Here is a 15218-nt window from a genome sequence, read left to right as displayed (position 1 = left end):
TTTTTTGACCGCGTGTAAGGAGAGACCGATGCCCGCACTCTGGATTGCCCATGTGACCGTGACCGACGAAGAGGCCTATGGCAAATATGCCAAGCTGGCGGGGCCGGCCATTGCCAAACATGGGGGGCACTTCATTGCCCGCGCCGGGCGCTATGTGCAGCTTGAAGGCAAGGAACGTCCTCGCAATGTGGTGGCGAAGTTTGACAGCGTTGAGGCGGCAGAGAAATGTTATCACTCGCCGGAATATCAAGAGGCGCTGAGCCATGCGCGCGATGCGTCTGAACGGGAATTGCTGATTGTTGAGACCACTGAGTAGGTCTCGCGCCCGCCGTTAAGATGTAAAAAGGGGCCTTTCGGCCCCTTTTTACGTGTCTGGTTACTGATTGGCTTTTGCCATCCGCTTGCGCTCATGCGGATCCAGATAACGTTTGCGCAGACGCACATTGTTGGGGGTCACTTCCACCAGCTCGTCGTCATTGATATAGGCAATCGCTTCTTCCAGCGACAGGGTCATCGGTGTGGTCAAGCGCACCGCATCATCGGTGCCGGACGCGCGCACGTTGGTCAGTTTCTTACCCTTCAAAGGGTTCACTTCCAGATCGTTTTCGCGCGAATGCTCGCCAATGATCATGCCCTGATACACGTCGGCCTGCGCGCCGATCATCATCTTGCCACGCTCTTCCAGGTTCCACAGTGCGTACGCCACTGACGTGCCGTTTTCCATCGAGATCAGCACACCAGCACGACGGCCCGGAATGGATCCTTTGAACGGGGTCCAGCCATGGAACACGCGGTTCAGAACGCCGGTGCCACGTGTGTCGGTCAGGAATTCGCCATGATAGCCAATCAGGCCGCGCGATGGCACATGGGCGATAATGCGGGTCTTGCCGGCGCCCGCCGGGCGCATTTCGGCCAGTTCCCCCTTGCGTGCTCCGGTGATCTTTTCGATCACGGCGCCGGAATATTCGTCATCCACATCAATGGTGACTTCTTCCACCGGTTCGACTTTCTGCCCGTTTTCCTCGCGCATGATCACCTGCGGGCGCGAGATCGACAGTTCAAACCCTTCGCGGCGCATGTTCTCGATCAGCACACCCATCTGGAGTTCGCCACGACCTGACACCTCAAAGGCTTCGCCGCCGGGGGTGTCTTCGATCTTGATCGCCACGTTTGACTCGGCTTCTTTGTGCAGCCGGTCGCGGATGACGCGCGATTGCACCTTCTTGCCGTCACGGCCAGCAAGCGGGCTGTCATTGATGCCAAAGGTCACCGTGATGGTGGGCGGGTCAATGGGTTGGGCTTCAAGCGGTTCATCCACGGCAAGCGCACAGATCGTGTCGGCCACGGTGGCCTTGGACATGCCCGCAATCGACACGATGTCGCCGGCGACCGCTTCTTCAATGTCCTGCTGGGACAATCCGCGGAAGGCCTGGATCTTGGTGACGCGGAATTGTTCGATCTTTTGCCCGATGCGTGAAATGGCCTGAACGGTGGCCCCAACCTTGAGACGACCGGTTTCAACGCGGCCGGTCAGGATCCGGCCCACAAAGGGGTCGGACCCGAGAGTGGTTGCCAGCATCGAGAAATCTTCGTCCTGGTGGGCGATCTGCTTGGGTTTCGGAACGTGGTTGACGATGAGGTTGAACAGCGCATGCAGGTCTTTGCGCGGCCCGTCCAGATCCGCATCCGCCCAGCCATTGCGGCCCGAGGCATACATATGCGGGAAATCAAGCTGGTCTTCATTGGCCCCGAGCGAGGCAAAGAGGTCAAAACACTCATCCAGCGCACGGTCGGGTTCGGCATCGGGCTTGTCGACCTTGTTCAGAACCACAATCGGGCGCAGGCCCAGTGCCAGCGCCTTCGAGGTCACGAATTTGGTCTGCGGCATCGGGCCTTCTGCGGCGTCCACCAGCAGCACAACCCCGTCTACCATGGACAGGATCCGCTCTACCTCGCCACCGAAATCGGCGTGGCCGGGGGTGTCAACGATATTGATACGGGTGTCTTTCCATTCGACCGAGGTCGGTTTGGCAAAGATGGTGATGCCGCGTTCGCGCTCCAGTTCATTCGAATCCATGGCCCGTTCAGCCACAGCCTGATTTTCGCGAAATGCGCCGGATTGTTTCAGAAGTTCGTCAACCAGCGTGGTTTTGCCGTGGTCAACGTGAGCGATAATCGCGATATTGCGAAGGTCCATGTTGCGCGCCTTTTGATAGGAAGTTGACGCGCGAATAGCGTGACTTGGGGCGAATTGCCAGTCCAAATCGTTGTTTCACCTGTTTATCGTGCGTTAAAGCGTTCCGGAAGGAACCTGAAATCCATGTTTAACCGGAACACCCACGATATTTGGATCTCTTGCGGTGTTTCGACGTTTCCCTGTGTCGGGTTCAAGTCGAAACCCGTTAATGGGTGGAACTTGCCGAAAACAGGTTGATCACGACAATCCCGGCCACGATCAGGAGCAGGCCAATCACAGCGGCCAGGTCCAGTTTCTGGCCAAAAACCACAAAGCCGATGACCGCAATCAACACAATCCCAAGACCGGACCAGAGCGCATAAGCGATGCCCACCGGCATGAACTTCAACACCCAGGCCAAAAGGGCAAAGCTGATCCCATAGGCGACAACCACGGTGATCGAAGGACCAAGACGGGTGAATTGCTGACTGGCCTGCAAAGCAGAGGTGCCGATGGTTTCTGCAAAAACAGCGAGAATCAGGACAAGATAGGGCATAGGTGACCTCAACAAATGCGCAATGCCTCCGGTCTGCCCCTCCGCCTGTGCTGCGTCAAGCTTGCTGGCGACACCTGACACTTCCTTCGCGGCCCTTTTCATGGGCGAAAGAGGCGACTATACAGGCGCCAGACAAAGGCAGCCTTGATCGCCACCACGTCAAATCTCTGAAATCAACGTTATGGCCTCATGTTCGGGGCGAGGGGGAAATATGTGCCGTTGGGCTGCTTATCTCGGGATGCCGATCTTTTTGGAGGATGTGGTGACCCGTCCGGGCCATTCGTTGATTGCACAAAGTCAGGACGCCACGGAATGTAAAACCGCCACCAATGGGGATGGGTTTGGGCTGGCCTGGTATGATGCGCGCCCTGAACCGGGCCTGTATCGGGACATCTATCCCGCATGGTCCGATCCCAACCTGCGCGCAGTCTGCAGGCAGGTGCAGTCAGGCCTGTTTCTGGCCCATGTGCGCGCCTCAACCGGTTCTGCGATCAGCCGCAACAATTGCCACCCGTTTGTGCATGAGAATTGGAGCTTCATGCATAATGGCCAATTCGGTGGGTTTGAACATTTCCGGAAACAGGCGGATATGGCCGTTCCCGATGTGCTTTACCCCAGCCGGAAAGGCGCCACCGACAGTGAAGTTCTGTTCCTGCTGGCTCTGGCCGAAGGGCTGGACCGTGACCCGGCAAAGGCCTTGGCCCGCGCGGCGGGCACACTTTCTGCGCTGTCTCAAGAAAGAGGGGCAACACCGCATATGCGCCTGTCAGCAGCCTTTTCAGACGGAGAAAAACTGTGGGCGGCACGGGCAAGCTCAGACCATATCGCACCCTCTGTCTATTACCGCTGGTCGCCAACCCGCCAGGGATGGGCGGTTGTCAGTGAACCGTTGGAGAAGGGCGAACTGGATTGGATCGAACTGCCCCCCGGTCACATCGCGCAGTTTGACGGGGATAGGGTCAACCTCACCCCGTTGCCGCTTTTTTCTTGTTGAAAATATCCCGGGGTGAGGCCGCAAGGCCGAGGGGCAGCGCCCCTTATTCTTCGCTCTGGTTCCAGTTCGGCGCCCGCTTTTCGATAAAGGCGTTGATGCCTTCCTCGGTGTCGCGGAACATCATATTCTGCGCCATAACCTCGCCAGTAAAGCCATAGGCATCTTCTAATCCCATGGCCAACTGATCGTAGAAAGCAGATTTGCCAATTTTTACCGCAGCGCCGAGTTTTGAGGCTACTTTTTCCGCAAGCTTGCGGGTTTCTTCCTCAAGGGCTTCATGTGGCACCACATGATTGACAAGCCCCAGTTCGGCCGCGCGATCGGCAGAAATGAACTCGCCGGTGGTCAGCATCTCAAACGCCAGCTTGCGGGGAATGTTGCGGGTCAGTGCCACCATCGGGGTGGAGCAGAACAGACCGATATTGACCCCGTTCACACCAAAGCGCGTCCCCTCGGCCGCAACCGCCATATCGCAGCTTGCCACCAGTTGACACCCGGCCGCAGTGGCAATGCCATGCACCTGAGCGATCACCGGCTGCGGCATACGGGTAATTTGCACCATCATGCTGGCGCAGCGGGAAAACAGATCCTGAAAATAGGCCTTGCCGCCGTCTTTGGATGCCCGCGCCGCAGTCATCTGCTTCAGGTTATGGCCTGCGCAAAAGGCTTTGCCACTACCGGCAAGGATCACCGCACGGATTGTGGGGTCGGCGGCAATACGTTCCAATTCTTCGCTCAGAGCAGCCAGCATCTCATCCGACAGCGCGTTCAATGTGCCGGGGGTGTTCAGTGTCACGGTTGCAACTGACGCAGCGTCGTTCCGGATCAGTATTGGATCTTCCATCTTGTCCTCCCTTGGGTCTTGTCGTCACGATAGGGACATCCCGCGTATTTCCCAGAGGAATGCGCGTGAAGTTGAAATGACGCTGCGGCAGTTAGGGGGGCCGATGGAGCTGAAAATGAACCGGGCGGAGCTGGCGGCCTTTCTGGATGCGCAATTCCCGCAGGTGGCGGATGATTTCGAGGTGGCGGATGTCGCGCCGATGCAGATCACCATGCGCAAGCGGGTGGCAGAGAAGCATCTTCGGCCGGGGGGCACTGTCTCGGGGCCGACAATGTTTGCCCTAGCGGACGTGTCTGTTTACCTGGCCATTCTTGCCATGATCGGCCCCAAGGCGCTGGCGGTCACCACCAATTGCTCCATCGACTTCATGCGCAAACCTCGTTCCGATGCAGACCTTGTTGCCCATTGCCGTTTGCACAAGCTGGGAAGGGTGCTTGCGGTCGGGGATGTTCTTATCCATTCCGAAGGGGATGATGCGCCTGTTGCGCGTGCAACATTGACCTACTCGATCCCGCCAGAGAGGGCTTGACCCTCACGGAAGGGTTGGGCAGATCTGGGATATAGTCTGAAAAAGGAATATGTCATGTCTGACCAGACCGCTCCGCCGGAGTTTTCGCGCCTCGCGCATTTTCCGGTCACGTTTTTTGCCATTGTCATGGGCTTGATGGGGCTTACTCTGGCTCTGCATGCCGGGGCACCTGTGTATCCATGGATGGGGGCGGTGTCATCGCTGGTCTGGCTGATTTCGGTCACGGTGATGGGGATTGTGACAGTTTTCTACCTTGCCAAGGCGCTGCGCTATCCAGGGATGGTGATCGAGGAATGGCATCACCCGGTCAAACTGGCGTTCTTTCCAACCATTACGGTGTCCCTGCTGCTGCTGGCCACGGCCACCCATGCCCATGCACCGGAACTGGCCGAGTGGATCTGGCTGGCCGGCGTGGTGGGGCAGGGCGCGCTGACCATCGCGGTGGTTTCCGGTTGGATTTCACATCGGTCCTTTGAGGTCGGGCACCTGACGCCCGCCTGGTTCATTCCGGCAGTTGGAAACGTGATTGTACCAGTTCTGGGGGCACGGATCGGCTATATCGAGACATCCTGGCTGTTTTTCTCTGGCGGGATCCTGTTCTGGATTGTCCTGCTGACCCTTGTGATGAACCGGTTGATTTTCCATGACCCGATTGTGGCGCGCCTGTTTCCGACCATGGTGATCCTGATCGCGCCCCCCGCTGTCGCATTCATCGCTTATGTGGGCATGGTGGGTGAGGTGGATGGCTTTGCGCGGATGCTGATGAATGCAGGCTATATCTTTGCGGCGCTGGTGCTGGCCCAGGTTCCGCGTCTGGTCAAAATGCCCTTTGCGCTCAGCTGGTGGGCACTCAGCTTTCCGCTGGCGGCCCTTTCGATCGCGTCTTTCCGGTTTTCGCAGCTGGATGGGTCGCGGACCCATCAGACAATTGCCGTGCTGGTGCTTGTCCTTTTGGTTGTTGTCATTGCCGGGCTGGTTTTGCGGACAATCAAGGCATTGGTGAAGGACGAAGTGTTCCGGCCAGAGTAAAACCCTGTGCAGAACGGGGGAAAAGACCGTTGTAGGAATGGGGTAAAATAATACCATATTTTCAACCCATTGTTTTTGAATGATTTAATAAGTGTTTTGGCGCTTGACCCGCATTCAGAAATCACTAAAAACACCCCATCCGAAACCCAATCAGGGCTGAACACATGAAAACCTTCTCTGCAACGCCTGCAGATATCGACAAGAAATGGATCCTGATCGACGCCGAGGGCGTTGTTCTGGGCCGTCTTGCGTCGATCATCGCAATGCGTCTTCGTGGCAAACACAAAGCCTCGTTCACTCCGCACATGGACATGGGTGACAATGTCATCGTGATCAATGCGGACAAAATCCAGATGACCGGCAAGAAGCGCACCGACAAAGTGCACTACTGGCACACCGGTTACCCGGGCGGCATCAAGTCGCGCACTGCCGGTCAGATCCTTGAGGGCGCCCACCCCGAGCGTCTGGTCATCAAAGCCGTGCAGCGCATGCTGCCGGGCGGCAAGCTGAGCCGTCAGCAGATGACCAACCTGCGTGTTTACGCTGGCGCCGAGCACCCCCATGAGGCCCAGAGCCCGGAAGTGCTGGACGTCAAATCCATGAACCCGAAAAACTCGCGTGAGGGCTGATCATGACTGAAGAGATCAAATCGCTTGATGAGCTGAACGCTGTCGTTGAAGGCACCGAAGCCGCTATTGAAGTTGCTGCCCCCCGTGAGCCCGTCCGTGACGAGCTGGGTCGTTCCTATGCCACCGGTAAGCGTAAAGACGCTGTTGCCCGCGTGTGGATCAAGCCGGGTTCCGGCAAGGTCACCGTGAATGGCAAGGACATGGACGCCTATTTCGCCCGTCCGGTGCTGCAGATGATCCTGCGCCAGCCGTTCCAGGTTGCCGGTGTGGAAGGTGAATTCGACGTATACGCCACCGTTAAAGGCGGCGGTCTGTCGGGCCAGGCAGGTGCTGTGAAACACGGTATCTCGAAAGCTCTGCAGCTTTACGAACCCTCGCTGCGTGGCGCTCTGAAAGCCGCTGGCTTCCTGACCCGCGACTCGCGTGTTGTGGAACGTAAGAAATACGGTAAGGCCAAAGCCCGTAAGAGCTTCCAGTTCTCGAAGCGTTAATTCGTTTCCAGAGCAGAAAAATTTCGGAAAGGGTCGCCATTGGGCGGCCCTTTTCATATTGCAGGCCCTTGGCGCTTGTCCTATACCGACCTCAACGCACCTATAGCTCAGCTGGATAGAGCGCTGCCCTCCGAAGGCAGAGGCCGCACGTTCGAATCGTGCTAGGTGCGCCATTCAACCCGAACAGTATGAACGTCGCAGGCACTGGAACCGTGGCAATTTGCGTTTGGTTGCGACCGCTCTCATCTCCTGAGGTTTGGGCAAGGCTGGGATGGAAGAACGCACCTCATCACAGCTGCTTCAAACGAGTTGGCGGCGGCAATAGGTGCCATTGCTATTGGTGGTCTGACGTCGTGTGAGCGGGGCCGAACCGCCCCGGGGGGATACTGGTGTTCTGAGGCGCCTGGGGCAGGGGGATCAATGCGCCAGACGGAAATACTCGGCTTCGAAATTTGATTCCATTCCGGTTCCGCAAAAGCCCATATTCATGTTGGAGGTCCCACTGATTGATCCCTCGGAAATGATCGATGCGCCCTGAATACCGTCTGCATTTGCTGTAAAGGCAATGTCTTTCTTTGCCAGAAGCTGGCTGCCGAAAATGCTGAGGCCAGAGCTGAACTCCATCCCGCCCATGGACAGGATCTGGGCGCCGCCCCCGGCAGCACAATTGTCATCACGACCGATCTGCAGGTTCGAACTGGAGGTGATCGCTTTCACATAGGTGTTGGTGGTGGCGATGATCGCATCTTCGATCACCACTTCCTGCCCAAACTGAATTTCGCAAGGCGTGAGGATGACCACATTTGAAATTGCCATGACAGTTTTTGAATCGTCATACAGCTTCAACACCCCGTTATTGTGGCAATCAAGGTAATGCACACGCCCAGCGGTCAAATCGCTCATGCTCAGCCCCTTACCGCTAGGGGGGGTCATGTAGATGGGGGAGAGGGTTTCATCCACATAATCCGGAAGAACATCCGGGTCGGCATTCAGAAGGCCGTCAATGATGTCTTCCAGCTTGTTGATAATACGCAGGCGATAGCTGCCCTCGCGAAGCGCAGATTGCAGGCCTTCATTGGTCTCCCAGCCTGAATTCGGCAAATCAAGATCCGCCAAATTCGGCATTGAAACAACAGTGCCTTCGTCGAAAATATTGTTTGAATTCAAGGATACATATGAGTTCGAGTGGATGCAAAACCCGTTCGTAAACGCGTTGTTGGACTGAATGTCGACCTCGTCATTGGCCACGAAACCTTCTCGGAAACAGGCAGGCCGATAGGTGGTGAAGATGGATTGCGCGGTCATGTCATAGGAGCTGTAACCGATGAGGTCGAGCAGCAGGGTGGTGACGGGATTGCCTGTTTCGCTCAGCCGTCCGCTGTTGATCAGAACAGATTTTCGCGAGGTGGGATCCTCCAGGAACCCGCCGCTGACGTAATCGAATGTTCCAAAAGTGATATCCTCAAGGGTGATGATCTGGCCAAACTTGTCCTTTGGCATCGCGGTTTCCACGATGTTCAACGCCGCCAATTTGGCAGTTTCCGCAGAATTCGTGTCACGTGAATAAAGGGCCGCGTGGGCGGCCTGATCGGCAGTGACCTGCAATTGCGTGCGCGCCGTGATCAGCTGCGTCATGTCAATTGCAATTGCCGCCAAAAGGATCATGGTGGCAAAGATGTAAAGCCCAAAGACGGTTAACGCACCGTCTTCGCTTTGCCGGAATGTTCGCATGTTTTCAGGACGTTTCATGACGCGGCGCCCCTAGTATTCGAGGAAATGCTGCGCGGTGACACCAACATGATATCCCTTCAGGAAATCAAAGGCATCTACTGCGGTCAGGTCAGAAACGGGGATTGATGCGGTTGTCGTGATGATACCAGAGCTCAGGGTGGTGACGGCGCTTGCCCCCGATGACAGGTCGGACAGGGCGCTGACAACATAGGCCTGTGTCGCCTCGGCGCTCTCAAGCCGACCGATCGAGAAAGCCCGGTTCGCATCCTGCACAACGCGCAGGATGGTGGACTGGCGGAAGAAGACAAAGGACACGTCGGCAACCAACGCCATCATGACAACAAAAACCGGCAGCCACATCACCGCTTCGATGGTCATGGCGCCGCGTTCGCTGCGGCAGAAATTTTTCATGATGTTGCCTGTTGCCCAAGCCATCGTAGCTATCCTCTCATAAGAGCCTCAAATCGAAAACTTGCTAAAACCGCTTTACTAAGGGTCAAGGTAAACTGGGGCGAAATTGTGGCAGAGTGAGGGCATTGTTTCGTTGAATTGGGCAAAACAAGTGGAAATTCGGTTATTTTGGAATTTAATTATATTCTAGAAACAATGACCGCGCCGGAATGGAACAATCCCCGCGCGGTCGTCTTTTTGTTGCCAAAGCGGGCTTGGTGAAAGAAATGTTCCCGTCACACAAGCCTGTTTGTCAGTATGCGTTCATGGTTAACAGCTCATATTCCGCAACAAGCTCATCATCCTGATTGGTGAGGGTCACATGCCAGCGCACTTCGCCATAATCCTCGGTTCGACGGGTCTTTGCCTTCACGGTCAGGCGCACTTTCATGCTATCCCCGGCCTCTACCGGTTTCATGAAGCGCAGGTTGTCCAGCCCGGTATTGGCCAGAACCGGCCCTTCGTTGGGTTCGACAAACAGACCCGCCGCAAAACTGAGCAATAGGTAGCCATGGGCGACCCGGTCCGGGAAGAACGGGTTTCGTTTCGCAGCGTCGCTGTCCATATGGGCATAGAATGTGTCGCCGGTGAAATGGGCAAAGGTTTCGATGTCTTCCAACGTCACCTTGCGCGATTTCGTGTGCAGGGTCTCGCCGATTGACAGCTCACCGAATTTGCGCGTGAACGGGTGGGCTGGACCGGTGATTTCCGTCGCTCCCGGCACCCAGCGATTGCCGATGGTTGTCAGGATGTCCGGGCTGCCCTGAATGGCGGTGCGTTGCATATAGTGCAGAACACCACGCACGCCGCCCATTTCCTCGCCGCCGCCCGCGCGTCCCGGACCGCCATGCACCATATGGGGCAGGGGCGAGCCATGCCCGGTGCTTTCCTTCATCGAGGTCGCGTTGTTGAAATAGAGGCGCCCGTGAAAAGCTCCCGCCCCAAGGGCCATTTCTCGCGCAACCTCGCCAGAGGCGGTAATGACGGAAGCGACCAGCGACCCTTCGCCCTTGTTCGCCAACTCAATTGCATGGGAAATGTCGCGATATCCCATGATGGTCGAGACCGGGCCAAAGGCTTCGGTTGAATGCACCAAGCTGGCCGTGTCGGGCGATTGGCAATGAAACAGCATCGGTTTGACAAAGGCACCTGCATCTACGTCACCCGCAAAACCCGTGTCGTCAGGGTCGCCATAGACCAGCGCCGCCTCGGTGCCAATCTGCGCCGCCTTTTCCAGCACGTCGCGCTTCTGTCCCGCTGAGACCAGAGCCCCCATCCGAACCCCTTCCGCGCGTGGATCGCCCACAACGGTTTTCGCAAGCCGGTCTGAGAGGGCTTCGATCACATTCTGAACCTGTGCTTCAGGTGCAATGATCCGGCGAATGGCGGTGCATTTCTGCCCGGCCTTCGTTGTCATCTCGCGATGGACCTCTTTGATGAAGAGGCCAAATTCGAGTGTGTCGGGTGTGACGTCCGGGCCCAGAATGGACGCGTTCAGGCTGTCCTGCTCGGCAACAAATCGCACCGAGTTTCTCAGGATATTGGGGTTGGAGCGCAGCAGTGAGGCGGTCTGGGCCGAGCCGGTGAAGCTGACCACATCCTGCGGACCAAGACGATCAAGCAGATCTCCGGTGCCCCCGGAAATCAATTGCAGGGCGCCCTCGGGCAGGATGCCGCTGTCCAGCATGATCCGCACACAGGCTTCTGTCACATAACAGCTTGCGGTGGCGGGTTTCACAATGGCCGGCACACCTGCCAGCAGGGTTGGGGCAAGCTTTTCCAACATGCCCCAGACCGGAAAATTGAACGCGTTGATATGCACCGCCACCCCTTGCAGGGGCGTGGCAATATGCATGCCCAGAAAGGTGCCGTTTCGGGAAAGCTGTTCGATATCACCATCAATATAGATGTCGCCATCGGGCATTTCCCGCCGCCCTTTTGAGGCAAAGACAAACATTGTGCCCACGCCGCCATCAATGTCGATCATGTGGTCCGATTGGGTGGCGCCGGTGTCGAAACTCAGATCATACAGCGCCTGTTTATTGGCGCCCAGATGCATCGCCAGCGCCTTGAGCATCTTGGCGCGATCATGAAACCCCATCTTGCGCAGGTTTGCGCCCCCAACATCGCGGCCATGGTCCAGCATGGCCTGCATGTCGAGTGACCCGCCACCCGCTTCGGCGATCCGGGCACCGGTGATAGCGGAATGAATAGGGCGGGCATTTTTACCGGGTGCAACCCACTGCCCAGCGGCGAAGCTGGCTACTTTCATGATCGTCATGTCTTGGTCCTCTCAGGATCAGGAAATCTTATGTATGTCGGGGACAAATCTTGGGGCGGGTCGGGTCAGGGGGCCGACAGCCCCAATGCTTCCAACTGTTCCGACGCGGCCTTGTCCCATTCCTCACGCAATTCGGCATTGGTGGAATGACGCAGGCCAAACCGGGTCAGTTGTTCTGCACGCGAGGAAACGGTCTGGCCGAAACTTGCGGCGACCCGCGGCCACCAGTAATCGACCGAGCTTTGCAGCGCAGCCTTGTCCGCGCCCGCGGCCAGCATATGCTCGATGCCCTCAATGGCCAGATCGGTGTGGTTGACCTCAACCGGCATGATGTCCCGGAACGTCCCGGCGAGGGGCTGATAAGACACACGACACAGTTCGCTCAGCTGTACGGACACTGCCAAACCCATCAACATATTCATCACCACCGCGTCTTCCCATGAGGTCAGGGGGTAGTTGAACACAGACAGGCGCATGTCATGTGCGCTGCGGGCGGTGCCAATATCCGCCTCTCGGGCGAGGCGGTCTGTCCAGGGGTGGTGGGTGGCGTAGCGGTCGGTATTGGCACCAAATTCGCCCATGATCTTCAAGACCTTGTCGGCATTATCGGTTTTTTCCAGCACGATCTTGGCTGCGGCGATACGTTCCTTGATACCCGGACCCGCATTGATCATATCCGCAAAACCCGCAGCCCCTGCCAGCTCGCTGTCCACGAAGCTTGCCATCAGCCGCATGAGTTCCGCCCGGTATCGCGCCGGCACATTTTCCGGGCTGGTCAGCTGGCCGCCCTGGGCCAGATAGTCGGTGATGCTCATCTCGCTCATGGTGTATCTCCCTGAAATATGTCTTTTAACCGATTGATTACTGGTCGAAATCGACGATGACCTTGTCGGATTTCGCATAGGCCTGGCAGGAGAGCACATAGCCCTTTTCGACCTCGTAATCCTCCAGTGCATGGTTGGCGATCATGTCTACGTCACCTTCCAGGACCTTACAGCGGCAGGTCGAGCAGACCCCGGCCTTGCAGGCGTAAGGCGCATCCATGTTTTCGGCCAGGGCTGCGTCGAGGATCGAGGTGTCGGCGTCCATAGTGATGGTGCGCGACGAACCATCGAGGTTGATCACCGCTTCGGTGCCAGTGCCGGAACTCGCGCCTTTCGACACGGCCTTCTTGGCGGCACGGCCCGGTTGGGCCGAGGCGAAGAGTTCGAACTTAATCTGGCCATCAGACAGCCCGTGCTCGCGCAGGGATTTGGCAATGCCCAGCATCATCGGTTCGGGGCCGCAGATGAACGCCGTGTCTATGGATTTGATATTGATCCACTGTTTGAACAGAAGCGCGCATTTTTCCTCATTCACCAACCCGGTGAAAAGGTCGATTTCCTGCGTGTCGGCCTCCAACACATGGATCACGGTGAAGCGGCCCATATAGCGGTTCTTGAGGTCTTCGATCTCCTCGCGGAACATGATGGTGGTGGCAGATTTGTTGGCGTAGACCAGCGTGAAATCGGACAAAGGTTCGCGGGCCAGGGTGGTCTTGATGATCGACAGAACCGGTGTGATGCCCGATCCCCCCGCAAAGCCGAGATAGGATTTCGCGCTTCCCGGTTCGATTGCCGTATGGAAATTGCCCATCGGCGGCATGGCCTCAATGGTGTCCCCCGTGGCCAGCTCTTCATTGGCCCAGGTGGAAAACGCTCCGCCGTCGACGCGTTTGATGCCGACCTGAAGGATACCGTCATCCTTGCCTGCGCAGATCGAATAGCTGCGGCGCAGTTCCTGCCCGTCAAAGTCGCGACGGAAGGTCAGATACTGGCCCTGGGTGAAATCAAAGCTCTCCGGGTCGTCCGGGGTCAGGGTCACCACCACCGCGTCCCGGATGGTTTTGTGAATGTCGGTCACGGTCAGTTTGTGAAAGCGCGCCATGGGTCTCTCCTCAGATGTTTCGGTATCCCGGTTGCGGAATGCCGAACCGCGTCAGATGCATTTGAAATAGTCGAAAGGTTCAAGACAGCTTTTGCATTTCCAAAGTGCCTTGCAGGGGGTGGAGCCGAACTGGCTGGTCCGTTCCAGATCCTTGCTGCCGCAATTGGGGCAACGATCCGGGGTGCCGCCGGGCGAGGGGGGGGCAATGCCGTAGTCTTCCAGCTTTGCCTTCCCTTTCTCGCTCAGCCAATCGGTGGTCCAGGCTGGCGAAAGCTGTTGTGACAGCGTCAGCCGGGTGATCCCGCGGTCGCGCAACGCGGTTTCAATATCGAGGTTGATGATCGAGGTGGCCGGGCAACCGGAATAGGTTGGGGTGATGGCAATATGCAGCATATCGCCCTCACTGTCCTTCTCCCAACGCACATCCCGGATGACCCCCAGATCCACCAGGGATATGACCGGAATTTCCGGGTCCGGCACCTGGTCAAGCCAGGTCCAGATCGTATCAACCGAGGGGTGGGTCATTACCAACTGGCCCCGGGATAAGCCCGTTGCAGCCATTGCATGGAGCACAACATGTGACCCAGATGCTCGGTATGCATATAGCCGGTGCGCCCCCCTTTATGGGCATAGGTGCTGCCGGGAATGCTGAGCGTGGCTTCGCTCAGAACCGCTTGCACCTTGGCGTCATACTCCGCCCTGAGGCTGGCCGGGTCCGGGGCAATACCTGCCGCCACCATGGCGTCATCCACCGCATCCCCTGCAAACATCTCACCAACATAGGGCCAGAGATACTCCAGGGCGGCCTGCATCCGGTTGTGGCTTTCCTCGGTCCCGTCCCCAAGACCAATCACCGTGTCCCCCGAACGTTCCACATGATAAGCCACCTCTTTCGAGGCTTTTTCGGCAATTGCGGCAATGCGTTCATCGGTTGAATTCTGCAGCTTGGACAACATGACCTGTGACCAGGCGTCATACAGGAACTGGCGCATCAGGGTCTGGCCGAAATCGCCATTGGGCAGCTCGACCAGAAGCACGTTGCGAAAATCCCAGACGTCGCGCAGGAAGGCCAGATCATCGGCCGACCGGCCTTTCCCCTCAACCTCACCCGCAAGCCCCAGCCACAGCTGGGTCTGGCCGATCATATCAAGCGCGGTGTTCGCCAGCGCAATATCTTCCTCCAGCACCGGGGAATGACCACACCATTCGCTGACGCGGTGCCCCAGCACAAGGCAGTTATCCCCCATGCGCAGGAGGAACTGAAACAGTTGGTCCTGATCTGCCATCACATGCTCCCCACTTCTTCGGGAATGTCGAAAAAGGTCGGGTGGCGATAGACCTTGGAATTGGACGGCTCATAAAGCGGGCCTTTTTCTTCCGGGCTTGAGGCTGCGATATGGGCGGCCTCAACGGCCCAGATCGACACGCCTTCATTGCGGCGGGTATAGACGTCGCGGGCGTTTTTGATCGCCATTTCCGCGTCAGGGGCGTGCAGGCTGCCCACGTGGCGGTGGCTCATCCCGTGCTGACCGCGGATAAAGATTTCCCAAAGGGGCCATTCGTTGCTCATCTGATTTCTCCC

Annotated in this window: 17 protein-coding genes and 1 tRNA gene; 7 read left to right on the top strand and 11 right to left on the bottom strand. The window is 57.4% G+C overall.

The genetic code is table 11. The features are described from left to right. Positions 1-28: 28 nt before the first annotated feature. A complete protein-coding gene (locus tag XMD517_RS03730) occupies positions 29-316 on the top strand; it encodes a DUF1330 domain-containing protein (RefSeq protein WP_173487064.1) in 288 nt (95 codons plus the stop codon). 60 nt (positions 317-376) lie between these two features. Here the strand turns inward: XMD517_RS03730 and typA are convergent, their stop codons facing one another. Together typA and XMD517_RS03720 are read right to left on the bottom strand one after the other, a co-directional pair. Continuing rightward, the gene (gene typA, locus XMD517_RS03725) at positions 377-2197 is read right to left on the bottom strand and encodes a translational GTPase TypA (protein ID WP_173487065.1); all 1821 of its coding nucleotides are present in this window, start codon (positions 2195-2197) and stop codon (positions 377-379) included. A gap of 205 nt (positions 2198-2402) precedes the next feature. Beyond that, positions 2403-2732 (bottom strand): multidrug efflux SMR transporter, encoded by a 330-nt coding sequence (locus XMD517_RS03720; protein ID WP_173487171.1) that lies wholly within the window; start codon positions 2730-2732, stop codon positions 2403-2405. Positions 2733-2943: 211 nt separating this feature from the next. Here XMD517_RS03720 and XMD517_RS03715 point away from each other — a divergent pair, with 211 nt between their 5' ends. After that, positions 2944-3726, top strand: a complete 783-nt coding sequence (locus tag XMD517_RS03715) for a class II glutamine amidotransferase (RefSeq protein ID WP_173487066.1) — start codon at positions 2944-2946, stop codon at positions 3724-3726. 43 nt (positions 3727-3769) lie between these two features. On the opposite strand, the gene XMD517_RS03710 is transcribed toward XMD517_RS03715, so the two are convergent. After that, positions 3770-4570, bottom strand: a complete 801-nt coding sequence (locus XMD517_RS03710) for an enoyl-CoA hydratase (protein WP_173487067.1) — start codon at positions 4568-4570, stop codon at positions 3770-3772. A gap of 103 nt (positions 4571-4673) precedes the next feature. Between XMD517_RS03710 and XMD517_RS03705 the strand changes: the two genes are divergently transcribed. From XMD517_RS03705 to XMD517_RS03685, 5 genes are all read left to right on the top strand, one after another. Next, positions 4674-5099, top strand: coding sequence for a PaaI family thioesterase (locus XMD517_RS03705; RefSeq protein ID WP_055191979.1), 426 nt, complete (start codon positions 4674-4676; stop codon positions 5097-5099). A gap of 54 nt (positions 5100-5153) precedes the next feature. Continuing rightward, positions 5154-6128, top strand: coding sequence for an SLAC1 anion channel family protein (locus tag XMD517_RS03700; protein WP_173487068.1), 975 nt, complete (start codon positions 5154-5156; stop codon positions 6126-6128). 164 nt (positions 6129-6292) lie between these two features. Further along, positions 6293-6757, top strand: a complete 465-nt coding sequence (gene rplM / locus XMD517_RS03695) for a 50S ribosomal protein L13 (RefSeq protein WP_055191983.1) — start codon at positions 6293-6295, stop codon at positions 6755-6757. Positions 6758-6759: 2 nt separating this feature from the next. Beyond that, a complete protein-coding gene (rpsI, locus tag XMD517_RS03690) occupies positions 6760-7248 on the top strand; it encodes a 30S ribosomal protein S9 (protein ID WP_173487069.1) in 489 nt (162 codons plus the stop codon). A 96-nt stretch (positions 7249-7344) separates the two neighbouring features. Next, positions 7345-7421: transfer RNA gene (locus XMD517_RS03685), tRNA-Arg, on the top strand. 244 nt (positions 7422-7665) lie between these two features. Here the strand turns inward: XMD517_RS03685 and XMD517_RS03680 are convergent. The 8 genes from XMD517_RS03680 to paaB all read right to left on the bottom strand — a co-directional run bounded on the left by XMD517_RS03680 (position 7666) and on the right by paaB (position 15206). Continuing rightward, entirely contained in the window at positions 7666-8997 is a 1332-nt protein-coding gene (locus XMD517_RS03680; protein ID WP_173488033.1) for a TadE/TadG family type IV pilus assembly protein, read from the bottom strand. Between the two features lie 12 nt (positions 8998-9009). Then, positions 9010-9414 carry a TadE/TadG family type IV pilus assembly protein gene (locus XMD517_RS03675; protein WP_173487079.1) on the bottom strand — a complete coding sequence of 135 codons (405 nt, stop codon included), beginning with the start codon at positions 9412-9414 and terminating at the stop codon, positions 9010-9012. Between the two features lie 268 nt (positions 9415-9682). After that, positions 9683-11710: a phenylacetic acid degradation bifunctional protein PaaZ gene (gene paaZ, locus XMD517_RS03670; RefSeq protein WP_173487080.1), complete on the bottom strand. Its 2028-nt coding sequence runs from the start codon at positions 11708-11710 to the stop codon at positions 9683-9685. A 65-nt stretch (positions 11711-11775) separates the two neighbouring features. Next, entirely contained in the window at positions 11776-12534 is a 759-nt protein-coding gene (locus tag XMD517_RS03665) for a Phenylacetic acid catabolic protein (RefSeq protein ID WP_173487081.1), read from the bottom strand. A 37-nt stretch (positions 12535-12571) separates the two neighbouring features. Next, on the bottom strand, positions 12572-13636 hold the full coding sequence (locus XMD517_RS03660; protein ID WP_173487082.1) for a 2Fe-2S iron-sulfur cluster-binding protein: 1065 nt from the start codon (positions 13634-13636) through the stop codon (positions 12572-12574). Between the two features lie 51 nt (positions 13637-13687). Then, the gene (gene paaD / locus XMD517_RS03655; protein WP_173487083.1) at positions 13688-14161 is read right to left on the bottom strand and encodes a 1,2-phenylacetyl-CoA epoxidase subunit PaaD; all 474 of its coding nucleotides are present in this window, start codon (positions 14159-14161) and stop codon (positions 13688-13690) included. Continuing rightward, the gene (gene paaC, locus XMD517_RS03650) at positions 14161-14922 is read right to left on the bottom strand and encodes a 1,2-phenylacetyl-CoA epoxidase subunit PaaC (protein ID WP_055192060.1); all 762 of its coding nucleotides are present in this window, start codon (positions 14920-14922) and stop codon (positions 14161-14163) included. Before paaC ends, paaD begins: the two co-directional genes overlap by 1 nt. After that, complete coding sequence (gene paaB, locus XMD517_RS03645) at positions 14922-15206, bottom strand: 1,2-phenylacetyl-CoA epoxidase subunit PaaB (protein WP_055192062.1); 285 nt, start codon at positions 15204-15206, stop codon at positions 14922-14924. Before paaB ends, paaC begins: the two co-directional genes overlap by 1 nt. Between the last annotated feature and the right edge of the window lie 12 nt (positions 15207-15218).

The sequence above is a fragment of the Aliiroseovarius sp. xm-d-517 genome (assembly GCF_013283135.1).
Taxonomy (GTDB): Bacteria; Pseudomonadota; Alphaproteobacteria; order Rhodobacterales; family Rhodobacteraceae; genus Aliiroseovarius; species Aliiroseovarius crassostreae.
The sequence above is the reverse complement of the archived record's forward strand: the minus strand, read 5'-3'. Positions and strand labels throughout refer to the sequence as shown.

Bases quoted from the DNA above. Each gene is read 5' to 3' on its own strand.
- XMD517_RS03730 (WP_173487064.1), top strand. From the start codon at position 29: ATGCCCGCACTCTGGATTGCCCATGTGACCGTGACCGACGAAGAGGCC.
- typA (WP_173487065.1), bottom strand. From the start codon at position 2,197: ATGGACCTTCGCAATATCGCGATTATCGCTCACGTTGACCACGGCAAA.
- XMD517_RS03720 (WP_173487171.1), bottom strand. From the start codon at position 2,732: ATGCCCTATCTTGTCCTGATTCTCGCTGTTTTTGCAGAAACCATCGGC.
- XMD517_RS03715 (WP_173487066.1), top strand. From the start codon at position 2,944: ATGTGCCGTTGGGCTGCTTATCTCGGGATGCCGATCTTTTTGGAGGAT.
- XMD517_RS03710 (WP_173487067.1), bottom strand. From the start codon at position 4,570: ATGGAAGATCCAATACTGATCCGGAACGACGCTGCGTCAGTTGCAACC.
- XMD517_RS03705 (WP_055191979.1), top strand. From the start codon at position 4,674: ATGGAGCTGAAAATGAACCGGGCGGAGCTGGCGGCCTTTCTGGATGCG.
- XMD517_RS03700 (WP_173487068.1), top strand. From the start codon at position 5,154: ATGTCTGACCAGACCGCTCCGCCGGAGTTTTCGCGCCTCGCGCATTTT.
- rplM (WP_055191983.1), top strand. From the start codon at position 6,293: ATGAAAACCTTCTCTGCAACGCCTGCAGATATCGACAAGAAATGGATC.
- rpsI (WP_173487069.1), top strand. From the start codon at position 6,760: ATGACTGAAGAGATCAAATCGCTTGATGAGCTGAACGCTGTCGTTGAA.
- XMD517_RS03680 (WP_173488033.1), bottom strand. From the start codon at position 8,997: ATGAAACGTCCTGAAAACATGCGAACATTCCGGCAAAGCGAAGACGGT.
- XMD517_RS03675 (WP_173487079.1), bottom strand. From the start codon at position 9,414: ATGGCTTGGGCAACAGGCAACATCATGAAAAATTTCTGCCGCAGCGAA.
- paaZ (WP_173487080.1), bottom strand. From the start codon at position 11,710: ATGACGATCATGAAAGTAGCCAGCTTCGCCGCTGGGCAGTGGGTTGCA.
- XMD517_RS03665 (WP_173487081.1), bottom strand. From the start codon at position 12,534: ATGAGCGAGATGAGCATCACCGACTATCTGGCCCAGGGCGGCCAGCTG.
- XMD517_RS03660 (WP_173487082.1), bottom strand. From the start codon at position 13,636: ATGGCGCGCTTTCACAAACTGACCGTGACCGACATTCACAAAACCATC.
- paaD (WP_173487083.1), bottom strand. From the start codon at position 14,161: ATGACCCACCCCTCGGTTGATACGATCTGGACCTGGCTTGACCAGGTG.
- paaC (WP_055192060.1), bottom strand. From the start codon at position 14,922: ATGGCAGATCAGGACCAACTGTTTCAGTTCCTCCTGCGCATGGGGGAT.
- paaB (WP_055192062.1), bottom strand. From the start codon at position 15,206: ATGAGCAACGAATGGCCCCTTTGGGAAATCTTTATCCGCGGTCAGCAC.